Source organism: Bacillus sp. PAMC28571 (assembly GCF_014250435.1).
In the GTDB taxonomy this organism is placed as follows: domain Bacteria; phylum Bacillota; class Bacilli; order Bacillales; family Bacillaceae; genus Bacillus; species Bacillus safensis.
The window spans coordinates 3373896-3393344 of the sequence record NZ_CP060191.1 but is presented as its reverse complement, the minus strand read 5'-3'; the positions used below and the strand labels follow the sequence as shown (position 1 = coordinate 3393344).

19 protein-coding genes and 1 riboswitch are annotated in these 19449 nt (G+C 39.6%); of the genes, 12 read left to right on the top strand and 7 right to left on the bottom strand.

Annotated features, from left to right (window positions below; genetic code table 11):
* Positions 1-59 precede the first annotated feature (59 nt).
* From H7F25_RS17155 to H7F25_RS17135, 6 genes are all read left to right on the top strand, one after another.
* Positions 60-1739, top strand: a complete 1680-nt coding sequence (locus H7F25_RS17155) for a T7SS effector LXG polymorphic toxin (RefSeq protein ID WP_185853988.1) — start codon at positions 60-62, stop codon at positions 1737-1739.
* 10 nt (positions 1740-1749) lie between these two features.
* Positions 1750-2079 carry a hypothetical protein gene (locus H7F25_RS17150; RefSeq protein WP_034624055.1) on the top strand — a complete coding sequence of 110 codons (330 nt, stop codon included), beginning with the start codon at positions 1750-1752 and terminating at the stop codon, positions 2077-2079.
* A 334-nt stretch (positions 2080-2413) separates the two neighbouring features.
* A complete protein-coding gene (locus tag H7F25_RS19405; RefSeq protein WP_253207498.1) occupies positions 2414-2713 on the top strand; it encodes a DUF2247 family protein in 300 nt (99 codons plus the stop codon).
* On the top strand, positions 2710-2952 hold the full coding sequence (locus tag H7F25_RS19400; protein WP_234107964.1) for a DUF2247 family protein: 243 nt from the start codon (positions 2710-2712) through the stop codon (positions 2950-2952). Before H7F25_RS19405 ends, H7F25_RS19400 begins: the two co-directional genes overlap by 4 nt.
* A gap of 21 nt (positions 2953-2973) precedes the next feature.
* Positions 2974-3639 (top strand): hypothetical protein, encoded by a 666-nt coding sequence (locus tag H7F25_RS17140; protein WP_024423992.1) that lies wholly within the window; start codon positions 2974-2976, stop codon positions 3637-3639.
* A 703-nt stretch (positions 3640-4342) separates the two neighbouring features.
* Entirely contained in the window at positions 4343-5536 is a 1194-nt protein-coding gene (locus tag H7F25_RS17135) for an MFS transporter (protein ID WP_185853987.1), read from the top strand.
* A 39-nt stretch (positions 5537-5575) separates the two neighbouring features.
* Here the strand turns inward: H7F25_RS17135 and H7F25_RS17130 are convergent, their stop codons facing one another.
* The 3 genes from H7F25_RS17130 to H7F25_RS17120 all read right to left on the bottom strand — a co-directional run bounded on the left by H7F25_RS17130 (position 5576) and on the right by H7F25_RS17120 (position 9143).
* Positions 5576-6478 (bottom strand): shikimate dehydrogenase, encoded by a 903-nt coding sequence (locus tag H7F25_RS17130; protein ID WP_024423990.1) that lies wholly within the window; start codon positions 6476-6478, stop codon positions 5576-5578.
* Between the two features lie 18 nt (positions 6479-6496).
* Positions 6497-7678, bottom strand: coding sequence for an MFS transporter (locus tag H7F25_RS17125; RefSeq protein ID WP_024423989.1), 1182 nt, complete (start codon positions 7676-7678; stop codon positions 6497-6499).
* Positions 7679-8123: 445 nt separating this feature from the next.
* Positions 8124-9143, bottom strand: coding sequence for a LacI family DNA-binding transcriptional regulator (locus tag H7F25_RS17120; RefSeq protein ID WP_024423987.1), 1020 nt, complete (start codon positions 9141-9143; stop codon positions 8124-8126).
* A gap of 264 nt (positions 9144-9407) precedes the next feature.
* A riboswitch (glycine riboswitch) is annotated at positions 9408-9487 on the top strand.
* Between the two features lie 164 nt (positions 9488-9651).
* On the opposite strand from H7F25_RS17120, the gene H7F25_RS17115 reads away from it, so the two are divergent.
* On the top strand, positions 9652-10998 hold the full coding sequence (locus H7F25_RS17115) for an amino acid permease (protein ID WP_185853986.1): 1347 nt from the start codon (positions 9652-9654) through the stop codon (positions 10996-10998).
* A 47-nt stretch (positions 10999-11045) separates the two neighbouring features.
* Here the strand turns inward: H7F25_RS17115 and H7F25_RS17110 are convergent, their stop codons facing one another.
* Together H7F25_RS17110 and H7F25_RS17105 are read right to left on the bottom strand one after the other, a co-directional pair.
* Positions 11046-11726 (bottom strand): DUF3169 family protein, encoded by a 681-nt coding sequence (locus H7F25_RS17110; RefSeq protein ID WP_185853985.1) that lies wholly within the window; start codon positions 11724-11726, stop codon positions 11046-11048.
* Positions 11723-11929: a helix-turn-helix transcriptional regulator gene (locus tag H7F25_RS17105; protein WP_003215336.1), complete on the bottom strand. Its 207-nt coding sequence runs from the start codon at positions 11927-11929 to the stop codon at positions 11723-11725. The genes H7F25_RS17110 and H7F25_RS17105 overlap by 4 nt, the downstream gene beginning before the upstream one ends.
* 170 nt (positions 11930-12099) lie before the next feature.
* On the opposite strand from H7F25_RS17105, the gene H7F25_RS17100 reads away from it, so the two are divergent.
* A complete protein-coding gene (locus tag H7F25_RS17100; RefSeq protein ID WP_185853984.1) occupies positions 12100-12723 on the top strand; it encodes an NUDIX hydrolase in 624 nt (207 codons plus the stop codon).
* 11 nt (positions 12724-12734) lie between these two features.
* On the opposite strand, the gene H7F25_RS17095 is transcribed toward H7F25_RS17100, so the two are convergent.
* Positions 12735-13217: a DUF4188 domain-containing protein gene (locus H7F25_RS17095; RefSeq protein ID WP_185853983.1), complete on the bottom strand. Its 483-nt coding sequence runs from the start codon at positions 13215-13217 to the stop codon at positions 12735-12737.
* Between the two features lie 4 nt (positions 13218-13221).
* Complete coding sequence (locus H7F25_RS17090) at positions 13222-13773, bottom strand: PadR family transcriptional regulator (protein WP_185853982.1); 552 nt, start codon at positions 13771-13773, stop codon at positions 13222-13224.
* Positions 13774-13953: 180 nt separating this feature from the next.
* Between H7F25_RS17090 and H7F25_RS17085 the strand changes: the two genes are divergently transcribed.
* The 4 genes from H7F25_RS17085 (at position 13954) to H7F25_RS17070 (ending at position 19408) form a co-directional block, all read left to right on the top strand.
* Positions 13954-14847 carry a hypothetical protein gene (locus tag H7F25_RS17085; protein ID WP_056765255.1) on the top strand — a complete coding sequence of 298 codons (894 nt, stop codon included), beginning with the start codon at positions 13954-13956 and terminating at the stop codon, positions 14845-14847.
* Positions 14848-15198: 351 nt separating this feature from the next.
* Complete coding sequence (locus H7F25_RS17080) at positions 15199-17058, top strand: beta-glucoside-specific PTS transporter subunit IIABC (RefSeq protein WP_103131829.1); 1860 nt, start codon at positions 15199-15201, stop codon at positions 17056-17058.
* Positions 17059-17062: 4 nt separating this feature from the next.
* Positions 17063-18529 (top strand): glycoside hydrolase family 1 protein, encoded by a 1467-nt coding sequence (locus H7F25_RS17075; RefSeq protein WP_172881571.1) that lies wholly within the window; start codon positions 17063-17065, stop codon positions 18527-18529.
* 30 nt (positions 18530-18559) lie between these two features.
* A complete protein-coding gene (locus tag H7F25_RS17070) occupies positions 18560-19408 on the top strand; it encodes a PRD domain-containing protein (RefSeq protein WP_185853981.1) in 849 nt (282 codons plus the stop codon).
* Positions 19409-19449: the final 41 nt, after the last annotated feature.

Sequence of the window (19449 nt, the reverse complement as noted above, 5' to 3'; positions counted from 1 at the left end):
AATGGAGGGAGTGACTTCTTCTGGGCAAGATACTTGATGCAAAAGCACTAACCAGTGCCATGGACACAAGGGCAAAACACTATCAGGAACTCCGCGAACAAATGGTAGATTTAAAAAAGGCATTACAAGGTGTGGCCAACCTCGGTGATGATTTCACTGGGAAAGGAGCCGATAACATTAAAAGCTTTTATAAAGAGCTCGCCGGAAATGTAGACATGTTTATCAGCTTCATCGATAAGCAAAAAGCCTTTCATGAAGGTGTTTCTGGGACACTGGATGATACGAGTTTTGGTGGCGATACCTTTATAGAAGAACACTTTTTAGACAACGCAGTACATATGGGCATCAAAAACGCCAAAAGCATTGTAAAGGATCAAAAAAAGGCACTCAAAACGATTTTTCAAGACATTGATGACCTCATTTCCCTAGAGGTATTTGATAGCCAAACCTTTGATGAAAAAATAGAAGATGCGGAAGATGAACGAAAAAAGACGGTCAAAGAACTAAGAGAACTTGATCAAAATTTAACAGATGAATATGCTTTGTCAGAGACAGAGCAGCAAGCTACAATGGCATTGTACGCTGAAATGATGAATGCGACAAATGACGGAAAAGCGATTTCGCCTATGAATTTTGATAAGAAAGCGTATCAAAATAGCGAAATCTACAAGGCAAAGAGCGATATTGAGAAGCAAACTTCTGAATATCTGAAAATCAAAAAAGAACAAGAAGAAGCCCGCAAGATTGCGAAGGAACAAGAAGCGCTCGCCAACCGCCCTTGGTATGAAAAAGCCCTCGATTATGGTGGAAACATCGTGAATGAACTGACTGGCGTGAACGATGCAAAACGTGCCGCAACGGGCGTTGATCCAATCACAGGCGAGGAACTCACCGCAGGACAGCGAGTCGCGGCAGGCGGCATGGCAGCAGCCGGTTACATTCCTATCGTCGGCTGGGCAGGCCGCATTTTCAAAGGAGGAAAGGCTGTCTATAAAACGACCCAAGCCACATCAGCCGCAGTCAGGACAGTCGATATCTACAAGACATCCCAAAAATCCTTTGACGCCCTGAAAACATCTCAAAAAGGTTTATATGGCCTCACCGCCACCAACGGCTTCAGCGAAGCGATCACAGGCCGAGACATGTTTGGAAACAAGATCTCAAAAGAACAGCAGGAAGCGAGTATGAACGCGGCGCTTGGTATGCTTTTGCCGTTTGGGGCGAAAGGGTTTCATGGGAAGATGGGGGTGAAGGATAGTGCTGGTAAAGGTGGATTTAAACATAAGTATTCTGACAATAGCAAAAATCATCTAATACGGCCAGAAGGTGTTAGTAAAACAGGTGTAAGTGGTGGTCATAATGAAAAGGAATTTTTTAATTATTTAAATGAAAAGGAAATTCCCTATAAATTGGAGAGAAAAGAAAGCCATCCTTCGGTACATGGAATAAATGATGTGTACTATAAAATAGCAAAACAAGAACGTGGTATGTATACAAAAGAATTTAAAGCATCTACTCATAAGAAGACTGTTTATGATGATAATGTATTTACTGATGAACAAATTTATAAATATGGCCAAGAGGCAATGGAAAATGGTACTGAGTATGTAACTAGAGGCGGTCAACATGTAATACAAGGTACATCAAATGGTATAAAATTTGAGGGGTGGAAAAATCCAAAAACAGGGGAAATTGAAAGCTTGTACCCAGTATTAGAATGGAAGAAATATAGTAATTAGGAGGATCTTGATGTTAAAAAAAATGCAGCCGATTGTTCAAGACTTTTTTTCTTTTTTGAAGAATGATTTAGTTGAGGTGTTAGAGTGTTTGTCTCACAGAGAACCTTGGCAAGATCATATGATGGGATATGAACTTCCAGAGCATTCAGAGAATGTTGAATTTAATAATGGAGTAATGATATTTATGGACACAGCATCTTATCATGAAATTGTGATGGATAATCTAGATTTCTATAGTTGCTTGGAAGAAATTTGTATGGAGTATGTTGCTGAAACTCCAGAACAGAAGGCACAAGTTTATTTACTTTTGGACAAGGTAAAGACTACTTTAAATTTGTGAAAATTAAACCTAACTGAGTAAACCTTTAATACGAAGGTGATTACTTATATGAGGTATTCATTGAATTTAAGGAAGATCCAATTGATGATTTAGCAATAATACTACCAGAAGAAATAAGTATTTTTTATACAAGATATTTCATCAATAGAAGAAGTAGATGAGTATATAAGATAAAGTATATGAAACCTTTGACATTTACCAGAAACACAGGAAGTTGAGGGGGAGAGATGAAAACCTTTAAAATCAATTAATAAAATCATAATGTGTAATGTTAATTGGGTAAAGCTTGGAGGAGACAATAGAGTTTGTCAAATCACAAAAGGTGTATTAAATTATGAATTTTTCATTAGAGCATTTAAAACATCACAAAATAAAAGTTAATTGGAAAACTATATATGTAGGAATTAGGCTAGATTTGATTTCATACAAAGAAATAAGCAAGTATGCTGTGGAATATTTATCTAATCATACTGAATGTGAAAATTCTTTAATCCTAGAATTAGCTTGGGGAGATGGCGACCCAGATGAGGATTATAGAAAACTTCAAATGGTTTTGGTAGAATTATATAATGATTTGGTAGAAGAAGAATCTAGTCAATGGGACGTTGAAAAAGGAAATGGAGATATGGTATAACGTCTCACTTAAAAGAAAAAAATAAGAATTCACCTGAAGAGTTGTTGGGTGAGCTTTCTGAAGTATACGCAGATTTTGACTATCCTGAGGATATGGAACCGTTTATTCATTATATGCCTTCTTCAGATGGCTATAATCCGTTACTGTATTCAAAAGAAGAGAATATAACTAGATTAGTCTCTCTTTTTGAGGAGTTTTTACAAAAAGAAAAAGCAGTTGTTCAATTCGAGCAATTTTAATGACTGATTAAAAGGTGCCTAATGAAAATAGAACTTGAATTCGAACAAGAAGTGACAAACTACTATAAGTGGTTAGATCAAAAAATAAATGAACTTAAACAGTTAAGTGTATATAGTATTAATGGATATTACTTTTTAGATGATGATGGGATCAAGACTTTTCAAAGTTATTGTCAAAATGAACTAATCGAAATTTTTAGCGATCAATTGACTAATTACCATTTTTATATCTTTCTGAGTAAGAAAGTAAGTGATGTGCATTCGCGAATAGAGGGATTCCGAAAAGTATGGAAATCTATTGATTCAGACATAAATACTTCAGGTTTTGAAAAGGGGCCAGAATTACTTTTAGATGAACATGAAAAACAGTTTTATGTCAGTATGGCCAAGGTTCCTCAACATGATTTAGATAAAGCATTGCGAATAATGGATCAGTATCAATCTAGTTTCATGATTGCCAGTAGAAGGGATTCTATGCTCTCAGAAGAATCTATAAAAGATTTGTTTTACTCAGGATTGGATAAGAATAGTCATGAAATAGATTATCAAGCGCTTTTTTTGAAGTATGGTTTGAATAGTGAAATTATCTTTAGATGGGGATCTGTTCTAAATGAGGCCGAATTGGCAATGATTTTAAATCAAGATCATACCCAGAAAATACGGGAGCGAATACAAAGCCATTCATAGTATCTTCAAAATGATCCGTAATATTTTAAACAATCCCCACATCGGGACTGATCCCCCATTTTTGAGAGACTGGGATCAAAACACCGTATGAAACAGCCAGTTGTCGAAACTCTTTCGGGGGACTGGTTGTTTAATTTCTATAGAATTCGAATAGTGGTATATGGATTTTATAAAATCGCTGAGTAGTGTTTGTCAGAAGGTGTTTGCTTTCCTTCAATTGAGAGAACATAAAATCCAAATACATGGAGAACACTATCGAGAGCATGAATTTGAAGCACTTGAAGTGAATGTGAATGAATTTTATTTTTGGCAGAATATTTCCGTTTTGGATTATGCATCGAGAGAACGGAATATTTTTATGAGCTAAGTATTTGGGGGCTGCGATGAACAGAATTGAGACATCATTTAAGGAGTGGCAGTTAACCACTCCTTTTTTCTATCGATGGTGTCATACGCTTGATCAATGAATTCCCTTCAAATTTAAGCAATTCACTATCTTTACCTTTCGCATTCGTATAAAATAAGAGCAGTGAAAAATTGAAGAAATGCTTGATACATGAAGGGCGTGTAAGCTGTGAGCTGCATGACATGATGAGATGTATGAACGTGAAGGCTGCAAAGCTGTTCTTCCTCACATATGAGATCTTGTAAGCGTAACCTTTATTTGTCACTTCATTGCGATGGTGTTAAGGGGTGTGTCAGGATGAGGAATCCGTATGTGAGAACGGCTTCTAGTCTGTATATTAATTATTTTTTATTAGGTATGGTCAATATTATTTTGGCTTCAAATATGCCATTTTTAATCAAACAATTAGATACCAATAGTGCGGGAATTAGTTATATGATTTCGGCGCTTGGCATTGGCAGGGTACTCACGTATGGGTTATCAGGCGTACTGTCAGATCGTTTTGGGCGGAAGCCGGTCATTTTGGTTTCTGGTGTGCTGATGGCGGTGTTCCTCATCGGAATCCCATTGTCTCCGAATTATCAAATCGCGTTTGCGTTTGCGATTTTGGCAGGGGTCGCGAATTCGGCAATGGATGCAGGAACGTATCCTGCGTTAATGGAGGCTTTTCCGCAAAACTCGGGATCTGCGAATGTGATGGTGAAGGCCTTTATCTCCATTGGGGCAACCATTTTGCCACTGGCGATTTTCTTTTTAGCAGAGCATGATTTGTTTTATGGAATTTCATTTTTTGTTCCTGCTCTGATCTATCTTGTGAATGTCTTGATGCTGTGGACCTTGCCATTTCCGAATCATCGCAAGGTGGAGCAAGTCCAAGTAACGGAGCATGACGGACTTCCGCGCTTCTCGACAGAGCCTACATTTTGGAGAGAAGGGATCGCACTCATTGTGATCAGTTTTACGTCAAATGGACTGTATGCGCTGCCGCAAATTTGGCTGCCTACGTACGGTGAGGCCATCTTGGGGATGACATCGGGCAGTGCTGTAAAACTGCTCAGTTACTATAGCATGGGCGGGCTGCTGTCTGTCGTGATGCTCGCGTTTCTGCTGCGCCGTTTTGTCCGTCCGGTCACTGTACTGCTGATCTATCCAATCATTACACTTGTTTCCATTTGTGTGCTCTTGGTCGTGAAATCACCAGTTATAGGAACCGTCAATGCTTTTGTATTGGGATTTTCAACGGCAGGAGTTTTTCAGCTGACGTTAACTGTGATGGCTGAATTCTTCTGGAAAAACAAAGGGACGATGACTGGGATTATCTCTACAGCGGGCGGCGTGTCGGCTATCGTCATCCCGGTCGTAACAGGTTTAATTCAGAGTCACGCGTCCATTTTACAAATCTTTATGTTCGATGCAGTGGTGGCTGTTGCGGCCATTATCGGCGCACTGTATATCCTGTATCGATACCGCCAAGTCATGGCACATGATTAAAAAAAGACGACCTCCGCAGGAAGTCGTCTTTCTTTTGTTTTAGAAACGGTCATTTTCAAAAAGAATTTGTTTTACTTGATCAACTGGCATATCTTCACCAGTAAAGAGTTTGTAAGCAAGTGCACCTTGCCACAGCATCATTCCAAGACCGTTAATGGTTTTGGCGCCAGCTTCCTGTGCTTGTGCAAGAAGCTTTGTTTTTTGCGGGTTGTACACAACATCTGTCACGATCAAATCTTCACGAAGTACATCAAGTGTATCATCGATAATACTGAGCTGATCTAGTGGTTTCATGCCAAGGCTTGTCCCATTTGCCAGGATCGCACTTTCTGCTACTTCACGGCGGAATGCGTCTTTGTCTTCAAGTGGGAAAATGTTTGCTTTGACACCGAAGGATTTCATTTCGTTGTTGATGTAATTTACATTTTCTTCTGCTTGTACAAAGTATTGATCATTACGAGCGAAAATGCTAATTTCACGAATGCCGGACTGTGCAAGCTGAATCGCAATCGGAGTTGCAGCGCCGCCAGAACCAACAAGTGTGACTTTCTTGCCGGCTAATTCAACGCCGTGTTCAATCAAGTTTCTCACATATCCAAGACCATCTGTGTTGTAGCCGATGAGCTTACCATCCTTGTTTACTACAGTGTTACTAGCACGTGTATATCTTGCAGAATCATCTAGTTCGTCTAAGTAATCCAGTACTTTCATTTTGTTCGGCATAGAGACGTTAAATCCAGCTGCACCCATTGCTTTCATACCGTTTACAGCTGCTTCTAGTTCATCATTCCCTACTTCAAATGCAAGGTAAGCATAGTTGATACCTGTTAGTGTATAGCCAAGGTTATGCATACGTGGTGAAAGGCTGTGCCCGATTGGTGTAGCAAGAAGACCGACTAATTTTGTTTTTCCATCAATATTTCGTTCATGTATGTTTGTCATGATTGACATCTCCTTTAATTATCTAAATAATTTTTTCATGCGTCCAAGAACAAAGACCGCTAGTAATACGCTAATAACCGCAATGATCATATCGAAAAATAACGTCATTTTAATATCGTACGAGCTGACCAATCCACTTGTAATGAGCGGCACGAGAATAAACGCTGAGCTTGCCGCAATGTTGACGTAGGATGAAGCTGTTGCTTTGTTTGTCGGGAACAATTTCATCATAATACTCATCGCCAGCTGGAAGATTCCCGCTGTAAATAGTCCTAAGAAGAAGGTGCTGACAATGACAATGCTGTACGTTTCGATTTGGAAAAGTGAAAGCATTGCAAGGAACGCCCCAATTGGATAAATGATCGCCACCATAATCGGTGAAATGAATTTATCTAAGACGATCGAAAGCAATAGAACAGATACCAGTGCACCAATACTAAAATAAGAAAGAAGCTGTGTGGCTTGTTCTGTGCCAAGTCCGATTAATTTCAACCCCAGCTGCGGAAGCCATGTCTGCCATACGACAAACAATGCAGTCGATGTGAATCCCATCAGTACAACAGCTAAGCCTTCGCCAAGCATTTTTGGTTCTTTCTTCAGCTGATCCTGTACGGGAAGAGCGTCTTGTGAAGAAACTTGCTTATGGTTCGGGAATGGCATAAAGATTAAGTAAATCCCTACGAGTAAATAAAGAAGCCCTAGTCCAAAGAACGCCCAGCCCCAGAAGATGTCATGTGCCACTAGGAATGCCAAGATAAATGGAAGAACAGTCGCCCCAATGGATACAGATGCTTTTACTAAAACAGAAGCCGAACTTGCTTTTTTAGGAAATGACTCTGACAAAGCAGGATAGGTTCCTGAATCAAGCAGTGAGTTGGCAATACCTGCTGAAATCGCAAAGATAAATGCCAGTGTATAACTTGTGGTCGTTGGAATACCGATTAAGAATAATAAGTAAAGAAAATTTCCTGTAATAATGACAGGCTTACGTCCCCAGCTGTCGGCTAACCGGCCTGAGAAAAAGAGCGCAATGAGTTTACCAATTCCGATCGCAGATACAAGCAAGCTGATTTTCGGAATATCTACATGGTAGCGTTCAGATAAGCTGTCCATGTTGGAAGCTACAATAATGTTGATCATGCCAAGCATGAAGTAATTTAAATACATGCCAAGTGACGATTTTATATAAGGATTTTTCATGTTCCCACTCCTATATTTGAAACCCCTTTAAGGTCAAATTCTTTGTATACCCTTTGTTATTGTTTCCTTCAAAATGAATAATATGAAGCCCATCACAACACCCCTTATGTGATTGATGAAAAAATAATGAATATTCATCTGTTCTTCAATCAAGTATATCGTTCTACTAAAATGCAAAAAATAATAACAGCCTTGGTTAGGAAGTGAAACTTCATGATTTGATCAGAATCATAAAAAATCACTTTTAACTGTTTTTTGATAGAAATAATAATATGACGAAATAGGTATAACGATATACTAAAAGAAGCAACGAGATAAATATACTCCTGCATTTTAAATGTGTCAAGTTTATGACTTTGTGATTTAAAAAAAGAAAAATGAAACAAAGAAATAGTTGACTTGATCAATAAAAAAAGAGAATTGCTGCACACAATTCTCTTTTTCATCATGATGGAGAGGTTTCTCTAATATGAAGTTGGGGCTTTAAAATCAATCGCTGCAGCTCTTCATCCTGTTCGTTCATTTTATGATATAAAAGGTTCGCTGCTTTTACCCCGATGGATCGGGGGAAGGAGGAAACAGTGGTGAGCGGCGGATGGTACATTTCCGCTTCAGGAACATTATCGAATCCAACGACATCGATATCTTCACCAGGCTGAATGCCCCGTGCTGACAGTGCTTGAATGACCCCAAATGCGACTAAGTCACTGAAACAAAAAATAGCAGTAGGGGGCTCAGGCTGATCCATCACTTGGGCGAGTGCTTCTTTCCCGCCTTCGCGAGTAGGTACTATATCAATAATAAGCGATTCATCAATCGTCACATTTTCTTCGTCATGAGCTCTTTTGAAACCTTTCATCCGCTCAATCCAAGTCGAAGAGGTCTTAATGCCGCCTAAAAAAGCGATGCGGCGATGTCCCTTTTGAAGAAGATGATGAACTGCCATCCAAGTACCTTGTTCATAATCAACACCGACATAATCACATTGCACGTCTGATAATTCACGATTTGCCAGTACTTTTGGGGTGCGAATTTGATTTAATTGTTTGACCGTTCGAGCAGAACTTTTCGAAGCTGGGTTTAAAATAATCCCGCCTACACGATGCTCTACCATAGTGGAAATGAGCCGCTCCTGTTTATCAACACTGTCAAAGGTTGTACCAAGTAAAACAGTATAGCCCAGTGATTCAAGTGTGGTCTGTACGCCAATTAAAAACTCCGAAATAAAGGTGTTAGAAATATCCGTCACAATCACACCAACGATATTTGAGCTTTTTGACCGCATGTTAGCAGCAACGCGGTCGTATACGTATCCTAAGTCCTCCATGGATTGCAGTACTTTGTTTCGAGTGGCTTCAGAGATTCTAGGATTATTTCGAACAACGAGTGATGCCGTTGAAGTCGAGACACCGGCATGCTTGGCGACTTCCTGTAATGTAACACGCTGTTTGTTCATTTTTTTCATTTATCTTCACCAACTTCCATGGATTGCTTAACTTTGTTCATGATCAAGAGGAATTTCTCCATCAAACGAGCCGAACATCTTTTGATTTATTATACATGAATCAGGGGGGATTGATGAAGTGAAGACATATGCGTACCGCCGTAAATCATAAAAGATTACCATTGACAGCTTTCTGAATGAGGCGTAAAATATGAAATTATTCAGAAATAGCAACATTTTAATTAAATAACGAAGGCTATGAATGCTGTGGGTCACACTATAGCAGGAGCAGCTTCTGGAGAGACCGCATGTGTGTGCGGCGCCGAAGGGTTCACAATCTCAGGCAAAAGGACAGAAGAGTACGAAATATTGTATTTGTGGTGCATGGATGATGCCGTGTATGACTTTTCTCTATTTTGCTATTCTTTTATGACCGTGAGATTGGAGCGCATCCAATCTCTTTTTTTATGGACTTTTTTAAAGGGTTCATTATTTCAGTATAAGATCGTGTCGTAGGAGGGTGTTAGCATTGGCACAACAAGAATTAAAACGAGATTTATCAAACCGTCATGTGCAATTGATTGCCATTGGCGGAACCATTGGAACAGGGTTGTTTTTAGGATCTGGAAAAGCTATTCAATTGGCAGGTCCTTCAATCATTTTTGCTTATTTAATTGTCGGGATGGCTATCTTTTTTGTCATGAGGGCACTCGGAGAATTGCTTTTATCGAAGGCGGGCTATCAGTCATTAACCGATATTGCGGAGGACTATCTCGGCCCGTGGGCATCCTTTGTAACAGGGTGGACGTATTGGTTTTGCTGGATTATGACAGCGATGGCGGATGTCATTGCGGTCGGGGTGTACGTACAGTATTGGTTTGACATCCCGCAGTGGATTCCTGCCATCATTTGTTTGTTGATTTTACTAGGGTTGAATTTGTTAACGGTAAAGCTTTTCGGAGAAATGGAATTTTGGTTTGCACTCATTAAAGTAATTACGATTCTATTATTGATCGGGGTTGGAATGGTTCTTTTAATCATTGGTTTTCAAACAGATGCTGGACCGGTGACAGTAACGAATTTATGGTCTCATGGCGGGTTATTCCCGAATGGTGTCACAGGTTTCTTATTGTCATTCCAGATGGTGATTTTTGCGTATGTGGGAGTTGAACTGGTCGGTGTGTCCGCAGCAGAAACAGCCAATCCGCAAAAAAACATCCCTTCTGCGATTAATAAGATTCCATTAAGAATCCTATTTTTCTATGTGGGTGCGATCTTTGTTTTACTATGTATCAACCCATGGACTGAGCTCAGTGCATCAGAAAGTCCTTTTGTGAAAACCTTTGGACTCATTGGGATACCAGTAGCAGCAGGGCTCATCAACTTTGTCGTCCTGACATCTGCGGCATCAGCTTGTAATAGCGGCATGTTCTCGACAAGCCGCATTCTGTATAATCTCAGTCATCAAAAGCAGGGTCCAGCTTCCTTCGGACGTTTGAACAAGCACGCTGTCCCAAGCAATGCCCTGTTTGTTTCGACGATTGTGGTATCGGTTGGAGCTCTTTTAAGCAAGCTGATTCCCGAACAAGCCTTTGGTATTGTGACAACGATCAGTGCCATTTGTTTCATTTGGGTATGGAGTATTATTTTAATTTGTCATTTGAAATATAAAAAAACAAAGCCTGAACTGCATGCAGCATCTACCTTTAAAGCACCGTTCACACCTTTTGTGAATATATGTGTTTTGGTTCTCTTCGCTGCGATTCTAGTGATCATGCTGTTTGCAGATGCAACACGCCCCGCGCTCTTATTAACGCCGGTCTGGTTTGGTTTCATACTATTGATCTATGCACGAAAGAAACGCCGCGCGTCATAATGAACGGAAAAAGCACAGCCTTTGCATGAGGCTGTGCTTTTGTTCATTTAACGATTTCTAATCTTTAGCACATAATTTGCATTCAAAATGATCAAAACAACCCCAATGACCATGATTGAGAACAGCTGAGAGTGATTGGTTCCAAGGGAATACACAATCAAAATAAACATGGCGCTGGTCAATAGGATATTCATCATTTGATACGTATGAAACAGTCCGCCAAGCATCACATGCTTTTCGCCTTCGTCCGAAATGGCGAGCAGCTTTTTACTGTAGTCTTTGTCAGATAGACTTGGCAGGTTCCGATTAGGGTAGACAAGCTTTAGAACAGATATCGATATATATGAACTGATAACGGTGACGATAAATAAAGCAGCATTGACGAGAATCAGCCAGAGTGGCTGCTCGGTGACGATCGCGATACCGATGGCAACAATGGAAAAAATGGTACTTACAGTATTGGCTAAAGTCAAATCAGTAAAGGTCCGATATTGTTTTGCTTCCAGTTCATCCTCCTCATCTCCAGAAACCGAAAGAGATACCCTTTTTTTCATACGTGAAATCCCTGAAAAACAATAAATAATCAATAAAATCGTCAATCCACTGATGACAAGAGTCGCTTCAAATGCAACATCAAGAAGTGTCATCTCAAATTCAGCTGCCAGCAGACAGTAAGCGCCGAGAAAGCCAAGGAGAGCACCTAAGAGCATTTTGTATACAGTTTTCATGAGAGTTCATCCTCCTCGAATAGAAAAATACGTTCAATGGGTTCCTGAAAAATTCGTGAAAGCTTAACCGCGAGCAAGAGAGACGGCATTAACTCATCTCGTTCCATTAAGCTGATGGTCTGACGAGAGACCTTTGCACGCTTTGCCAGCTCAGTTTGGTTTAAACCATCACGCGCACGAAGCTCTTTTAACCGATTTTTCATTCTGTCACCTCAATTTTGCTTGAAATCTTTCCTTGATTGTAAAGCATTATATTCATTTTGACAAGTAAAGTTGTCAAAATGATAAAAATAATTGTCAGAAGGATCATCTTTATTCAAAAGGAGAACCATGATACGCTAAAGGAAAGAGAAACAGAAAACAGGTGATGTCCGTGTTCATTGATCAATTAAAAAATGACTTACATCAATCACAGCCGTTGTTCATTGGAGAAGAGACAGCGTTCAAAGCAGCAGTCCTTATCCCTTTGGTGCAAGTAAATGGAGAATGGCATATATTATTTGAGGTACGATCGCTCACCATGAGAAAACAGCCGGGGGATATTAGCTTTCCTGGGGGCAAGCTTGACGGCAGCGAAACTGCACAGGAAGCTGCACTGCGAGAAACACATGAAGAGCTTGGCATTCCGCCAGAATCGGTCGAGATCCTTGGACAGCTTAGTCCTTATATCGCTTCTCCATCCTTCGTGGTATACCCATATGTTGGTATCATTGATAAGCAAAAAGTGAAACACTCCTTTAATCAAGAAGAAGTAGAGGAGACTTTTACCGTGCCTCTATCATGGCTCAGCCAATATGAGCCATACTTACATCATGTATCCGTTCAGCCAACACCAGGCGAGGACTTCCCTTATGAAAAAATCATGAATGGTGAAAAATACAGCTGGGGAAGCCGTTCGATTGAGGAATGGTTTTATGATTACGAAAACTACACCATATGGGGATTAACAGCCCGCATATTAAAGCATTTTGTGACCGTTGCAAAAAGAAATTCCTAGAGAATCGCTCTCTAGGAATTTGTTGTATTCAGACGTTCCTTCGCTGTTTGTTGTCCTTTACTTATTGAAATAGGGGATTTCGCTTGGCTCAGTCCGTAGGAAGGCATGTTCACGTAGATGGATTCATACGACCCGGCTTGTATTTGGTACGTTTCATGATAAATTCCGACCGCGTCATTATTTCGTGCTCTTTGGTTAAATTCTTTCCAAGCAGCCAAATGCTTCTCCATCTTGGCATAGGCAAGGAGGTCATCGGTTGATTTCCAATATTGAATCATCGCTGTCGTGCGTAATCCGAAGTAATTCTCTGTTCCAAGAAACCCAAGCTCATCTTGATGGGTATACAGCTCCTTGATCATGCTAGGCATTGCCATGAACACAGGCAGCCATTGATGAATGGCCCAGCGTTTGTTGATTCTCATTCCGATAATGAACACAACAATCGATTCAGAATTGTCCGTTGTAAATCTGCCAGCACGTATGTCTTTTTTCATTTATTTACCCTTCCTTCTTCATCGAATGGAATGTGTCCACGCACCAATCAATGCCTGCTTGAGCCACTCTTTTCCCATAATTTAAAGTAAACAGCCAATACTTCGCATCCGCTTCATCAGGATAAAGCTCTTGAATGTTTTGTTCAATTGATACATAAGTTTCATAACGAATACGGAGCTGCCGCTCATAATCCTGTAAAAGCACCAATTTTTTCTCAAACGAAAGATATTGACCGAAGAATAACTTTAATAACACCTCATTACGCTCTGTTGGTAATTGATCGAGCGGCTGCGCCAGCCACTCTCTTAACGTATCCAGTCCTTTTTCAGTCAAATGATATTCCCGCTTGTCTGATCGGCCAGAAGTAGCAGCAGGTGAAACTTCCGCAAGGCCTTCCTCGACTATTAACTTTAAAGCTGGATAAATTTGTCCATAACTGATTTTCCAAAAATGATGCAGGCTTCTATCAATTAATTGCTTCACTTCGTACCCTGACTTACAATCAGTCGTTAAAATACCTAAAATCGCATACGTCGTATCATTGTATTTTTTCATATCAGCACACCTATCTAAAAGATATATCATTTAGATATATAATATGCGATATCCATTGGTGATACAAGAGGTTTTAGAAAAAATCCAATGAAGGAGGTGAAGAGATCGCTAGGAGATGCATCACAATATATTGATAGAAAAAATAAAAATCCGTCAGATCAATGATCAGAGGAGGTATGTATGAATAGATCAAAAATCTGGATCGTAGCAATTTTAGCGGTACTAGTCATCGTTGCTGTCAGCTGGATAGCATACCAAGCAAATGCAAAAAAGAGTGTATTGAACAACTATTACGCCTTTGTATATAAGACAAAGGATCAAGTGAACTGGTTCAAGGTAACAGAGAGAAAAGGGAAAGTCACTGGTTATCTGAATGAAACCATTTTGGAGGAAAACCCAAAAAGACATTTTGATCCCAACCTATTTATCAACAAATATAAATTAACTGGTAAAACTGTTGAAAACGGTTACGAATTTCAAGTGAAGCAAGGGAAAGAGACGATCACATATAAAGTTCACCTTGATGAAAAAGATCTTTCTGTGAAAAAACAAGGTGAAAAGCAAAGCATCACCTATAAAGCAGTTGATCAAACAAAACTACGTGCTGTTCAAAAGGATATTCATGACCGATATGATGAATTGATGGAGGACTCTGAGAATAGATTCCATGATTATGTAAGAAACTTTATTAAGAAAGTAACAGGCGCTTATGGTTATCTGTATACAGCGGAGGATGGTTCATACCAGCTATTTCTAAAAGTAAAACGGATGTATATGCAGTCTGAATGGGCAGGTTCTTTTTTGATGAGAACGGTTCCAGGAGATGGTGGTGAACCATATAAAGAAACGAAACATACAGCCGGTGGTGTTTCAGATGGGATAATGTTTGATTTGAGTACTTATCCTGCAATTGAAAAGGGGTTTATTTTAGGGGAAACTGATCGAGATGCAACATCAATTAAATTTCCTTTTAAAATGGCAGGCGGTACAATAGAATTTAAAGCTGTCACGAAAGAGGAATATCAAGAACAAACGGAAGCATTCAAAAAGCAGGCTGAAGAAAAGAAAAAATAGATGATGATAAACCAGATGGGTCATTTTAAACTTATCTGGTTTTTAGATGGAAGTAGTTTTTGGTGAGTGATAAAAGGATATTTATTGTATAAAAAAACAGGAAGGTTACTTCAACAATGAAAGAAGAGTAATTTGGGTATAAAGACCTTAATAATTTTTAGAAAAATAAATGTTGACGCTTTCATATAATCAATATATACTAAAAACAAATCCAATATGAATAAATTAGACATGTGACTGGTCATGCAGGCAGGATCTAAAAACGATGAATTTCTTTTATTTGTCGTTTTAGATCCTTTTTTTGTTGCTAAAATATAGGTCTCGTGTATGAGAAAAGGGGGAGAAGAAAAAATGAATTACACACAAGTTGCCAAAGACGTTTTACAGCATGTAGGCGGCAAAGAAAACATTGCGCACCTTGAACACTGTTCAACAAGGCTTCGCTTCACACTAATCGATCAGAAAAAAGCAGATGTACCAGCACTAGAAAAAACACCAGGTGTTATAGCTGTCAGAATGTCAGGACAATGCCAAGTAGTCATTGGGAATGATGTCATTGAAGTGTATCAAAAGGTAACTAGTTTAATAGGCAGCACCTCATCAAGCCAAGACGTGCCATCCAACCAGCCAAAAGAAAAAAGAAAAGCAGGCACAGTTCTGTTAGATTTCATTGTCGGTGTCTTCCAACCGCTTGTACCAGCTATCGCAGGCGGAGGAATTTTAAAATCATTTCTTCTCCTTTTCTCTTTATTAGGCTGGATGGATGCAAAGGGACAAACCTATCAAATACTGAACATGGTAGGTGATGCACCACTTTACTTTCTGCCTTTACTAGTTGCTGTAACGACGGCGAATAAACTAAAAGTAAATCCACTGGTCGCTCTATCAGCAGTCGGTGCGCTCCTTCTGCCGAACATGACGGCGATGCTTACAGAAGGTGCGCAATTACTTTCATTCGATGTAAAAAATATAGCTTATGCATATCAAGTGTTTCCGGCAATCCTTTCTGTATTGCTTTACGCGAAAATGGAAAAATTCTTTACACGGTTTTCACCAAAACCAATTCGGATTTTCTTCGTTCCGATGATGTCATTGGTCATTACTGTACCAGTTACGCTACTTCTGTTAGGACCGATTGGTTTTACAGCGGGGCAAGGCTTTTCATCTATTATTCTTGCGATGTTTAATACGGTAGGCTGGGTAGCTGTCGCAATTTTAGCAGCGGTCCTCCCATTCATGGTTGCTTCAGGCATGCACAAAGCAATGGTCCCTTATGCAGTCACAACGATGGGAACCCTTGGGAAAGAAGCACTTTATTTACCGGCATCACTTGCGCATAATATCGCGGAAAGTGGAGCGTGTTTTGCTGTGGCACTTCGAACAAAAGACAAGGTACTCAGATCAACAGCCATTTCGGCAGGAATATCAGCCTTTTTTGGCATCACAGAGCCGGCGCTGTATGGTGTGACACTGCAAAATAAGCGAGTCCTTGGAAGTGTTATGATGGGTTCGTTTGTTGGCGGGATTTTCATTGGTTTAGTTGGTATACAAGCCTTTGTGCTTGTTGGCCCTGGGTTAGCAAGCATGTCGATGTTTATATCAGATGAGCTCCCGCGAAATTTGATGTTTGCTATCATTGGAGCGGTCATTTCGTTTATTGTCGCCTTTATCGCTGCTTTTGTATTAGGTAAAGATCGAACTGTAGAAGAAAAGACAAAGGACCAAGCTGGGTTTGCTGAAAAAATTGGAGCAGGAGAAACATTCAAAAGCCCTGTGATTGGTCAAATGATCTCTCTATCTGAAGTGAAAGATGATATTTTCTCTTCAAAGGTCATGGGAGAAGGAATTGCCATTGTACCTTCAAAGGGAGCACTTTATGCACCAGTAGATGGAGAGGTAACCTTACTGTTCGAAACAAACCATGCACTTGGTATGAAGACGGACCATGGAGTTGAAGTATTATTCCACATCGGCATTGACACCGTTCAGTTGGAAGGACAGTATTTCCATCCAAAGGTGCAGGCTGGAGATCGTGTTCAAGCGGGTGATTTATTGATTGAATTTGACCTAGAAAAAATCATGGAAGCAGGGTATGATCCAGTAACTCTTGCTGTAGTCACAAATACAGATCAATATGATATTAAGGTACAGCCATTACAAGAGGTCAATCGTCAAGATACATTGATGGTTGTTACACAATTAGGAGGCTAATCATATGAAAAAAATCAAAGGTTTTCCAAAAGGATTTTTATGGGGCGGTGCCATTGCTGCTAACCAGGCAGAAGGCGCCTGGAATATAGATGGAAAGGGACCGTCTGTTGCAGATATTGCAATGTACCGTTCCAACTTGAGTGTAGAAGATTATGAAGGTCATCTTGCTGTTACCACTGAAAATATAGATCGTGCGATGAAAGATCCAGACGATAAAAAATACCCAAAGCGCAGAGGTGTTGATTTCTATCATCACTATAAAGAGGATTTGGCTCTCTTTGCTGAAATGGGATTTCAAACACTTCGCATTTCTATTGCATGGAGTCGTATCTTCCCTACTGGAGAAGAAGCGGAACCGAATGAAAAAGGGCTGCAATTTTATGATCGTGTATTTGCAGAAATGAAAAAACACAACATAGAACCGATCGTGACACTCTCTCATTATGAAATGCCTTTAGCCCTTAGTGTGAAATATAATGGCTGGGTTGAAAGAAAAGTAATCGACCTCTTTGTGAAGTTCGCCAATGTTTGTTTCGAACGTTATAAAGATGATGTGAAATATTGGCTCACTTTTAATGAAATTGATAGTATTCACCGCCACTCTTTCATTACAGCGGGAATTATTCCTGATCGCTGCCCAGAAGGAAAAGTAGAAGAGACGGTGTACCAAGCACTTCATCATCAATTTGTCGCATCTGCTCTTGTAACAGCAGATTGCCATCGTATCATCCCAGGCAGCCAGGTAGGATGTATGCTGACAAAATTGACAACGTATCCGCATACGTGCCACCCGAATGATGTGGAACAAGCTTTGAAACAAAACTTAGAAAACTATTTCTATGCAGATGTTCAGGTATTTGGCGAGTATCCACCGCTGATCAAGCGCATGCTTGAGAGAAAAGATATTCATATTCAAATGGAAGCAGATGATCTTAACATTTTAAAGGAAAACACAGTAGATTTTATCTCATTCAGCTACTATATGTCTTTAACGGAATCAGCCCAAGAAGGATTAGAAGAGACAGAAGGAAATACCATTCGTGGAGTCAAAAACCCTTATCTTCCTTCAACTGACTGGGGCTGGCAAATTGATCCGGTTGGTCTGAAAATTTCTTTGATCGAATTGTATGATCGCTATCAAAAACCTCTTATCATTGTCGAGAACGGCATGGGTGCAAAGGATGTAGTTGAAAGTGATGGCTCAATTCATGACGACTATCGTATTAACTATTTTAAGGAACATTTCCGTCAAATGAGAGAAGCCATTGAAGAAGGCGTCGATCTCTTTGGATATACGAGCTGGGGCTCGATTGATATTATTAGTGCAGGTACATCACAAATGTCAAAACGTTATGGCTTCATTCACGTAGATCAAGATGATGACGGGAACGGGACATTAAAACGATCTCGAAAAGACTCATTTTATTGGTACCAAAAAGTCATTGAGACGAATGGAGAATCGCTTGATTGAACACCACAATCATGAAAACAGGTGATGACGATGTTTAAAATCAAAAAAGTTTTAAACTCGAGTGTGGTCCTGGCTGAAGATCAGAACCAACAGGAGATGGTTTTGTTCGGCCGAGGAATTGGCTATGGACAGAAACCAGGTCAAATGATAGAAGAGAAAAAAGCGGACCAAGTCTTTATGTCAGTCGATAACATGAGAGCAAAAGAATTTCTTCAACTGTTAGATTCAATGCCGCAGGAATTTATCGATTTAACTCAGCACATCGTCAAATATGCAGAAAAACGTTTAAACTCAAATTTAAATTCAGGTGTTTATTTTACCTTAATGGATCATTTGAATTTTGCAGTGGAACGTCATAAAAAGAATATTAATATTACGAATCGCGTGTATTGGGAAATCAAAAATTACTATACAGAAGAATTTGAAGTAGGAAATTACGCACTTGAGTTAGTCAATGACACATTGGGCATACAATTACCAAAAGAAGAAGCTGCCAATATCGCCTTTCACTTAATTAATGCATTAGGTGAAGAGTCCGAGTCGAAAGATGGTATGAAATACGCCAAGATGATCGGAAGTATTGTCAATCTTGTGCGCTATACGTTGAATATGGAAATGGATCAAGAGAATATTCATTACAGTCGGTTCATTACACATGTGAAATTCTTTGTAGAAAGATTTTATGCTGATAAATTATTATCAGATCAAGAAAATGAGTTATTTGAACAAATTGCACATTTATATCCTCAAGCGATGGATGTTGCTTTTAAGATCAAAGACTATATTAAACAGGTGCATAGTATCATCATTCCTAATGATGAGCTGACTTATCTTGCGGTACATATACACCGCCTCATTTCTTATCAGCAACTAAAATAAATGTGGAACCACTTGCCTTGATGAGGCGAGTGGTTCTTTGT

What these genes read in the sequence shown, in the direction of transcription:
- H7F25_RS17120 (WP_024423987.1), bottom strand. Translation starts at nt 9,143, where the DNA reads ATGAAAAAAATGAACAAACAGCGTGTTACATTACAGGAAGTCGCCAAG.
- H7F25_RS17155 (WP_185853988.1), top strand. Translation starts at nt 60, where the DNA reads ATGGACACAAGGGCAAAACACTATCAGGAACTCCGCGAACAAATGGTA.
- H7F25_RS17140 (WP_024423992.1), top strand. Translation starts at nt 2,974, where the DNA reads ATGAAAATAGAACTTGAATTCGAACAAGAAGTGACAAACTACTATAAG.
- H7F25_RS17095 (WP_185853983.1), bottom strand. Translation starts at nt 13,217, where the DNA reads ATGAAAAAAGACATACGTGCTGGCAGATTTACAACGGACAATTCTGAA.
- H7F25_RS17110 (WP_185853985.1), bottom strand. Translation starts at nt 11,726, where the DNA reads ATGAAAACTGTATACAAAATGCTCTTAGGTGCTCTCCTTGGCTTTCTC.
- H7F25_RS17135 (WP_185853987.1), top strand. Translation starts at nt 4,343, where the DNA reads ATGAGGAATCCGTATGTGAGAACGGCTTCTAGTCTGTATATTAATTAT.
- H7F25_RS19405 (WP_253207498.1), top strand. Translation starts at nt 2,414, where the DNA reads ATGAATTTTTCATTAGAGCATTTAAAACATCACAAAATAAAAGTTAAT.
- H7F25_RS17125 (WP_024423989.1), bottom strand. Translation starts at nt 7,678, where the DNA reads ATGAAAAATCCTTATATAAAATCGTCACTTGGCATGTATTTAAATTAC.
- H7F25_RS17105 (WP_003215336.1), bottom strand. Translation starts at nt 11,929, where the DNA reads ATGAAAAATCGGTTAAAAGAGCTTCGTGCGCGTGATGGTTTAAACCAA.
- H7F25_RS17080 (WP_103131829.1), top strand. Translation starts at nt 15,199, where the DNA reads ATGAATTACACACAAGTTGCCAAAGACGTTTTACAGCATGTAGGCGGC.
- H7F25_RS17070 (WP_185853981.1), top strand. Translation starts at nt 18,560, where the DNA reads ATGTTTAAAATCAAAAAAGTTTTAAACTCGAGTGTGGTCCTGGCTGAA.
- H7F25_RS17090 (WP_185853982.1), bottom strand. Translation starts at nt 13,773, where the DNA reads ATGAAAAAATACAATGATACGACGTATGCGATTTTAGGTATTTTAACG.
- H7F25_RS17075 (WP_172881571.1), top strand. Translation starts at nt 17,063, where the DNA reads ATGAAAAAAATCAAAGGTTTTCCAAAAGGATTTTTATGGGGCGGTGCC.
- H7F25_RS17150 (WP_034624055.1), top strand. Translation starts at nt 1,750, where the DNA reads ATGTTAAAAAAAATGCAGCCGATTGTTCAAGACTTTTTTTCTTTTTTG.
- H7F25_RS17130 (WP_024423990.1), bottom strand. Translation starts at nt 6,478, where the DNA reads ATGACAAACATACATGAACGAAATATTGATGGAAAAACAAAATTAGTC.
- H7F25_RS17085 (WP_056765255.1), top strand. Translation starts at nt 13,954, where the DNA reads ATGAATAGATCAAAAATCTGGATCGTAGCAATTTTAGCGGTACTAGTC.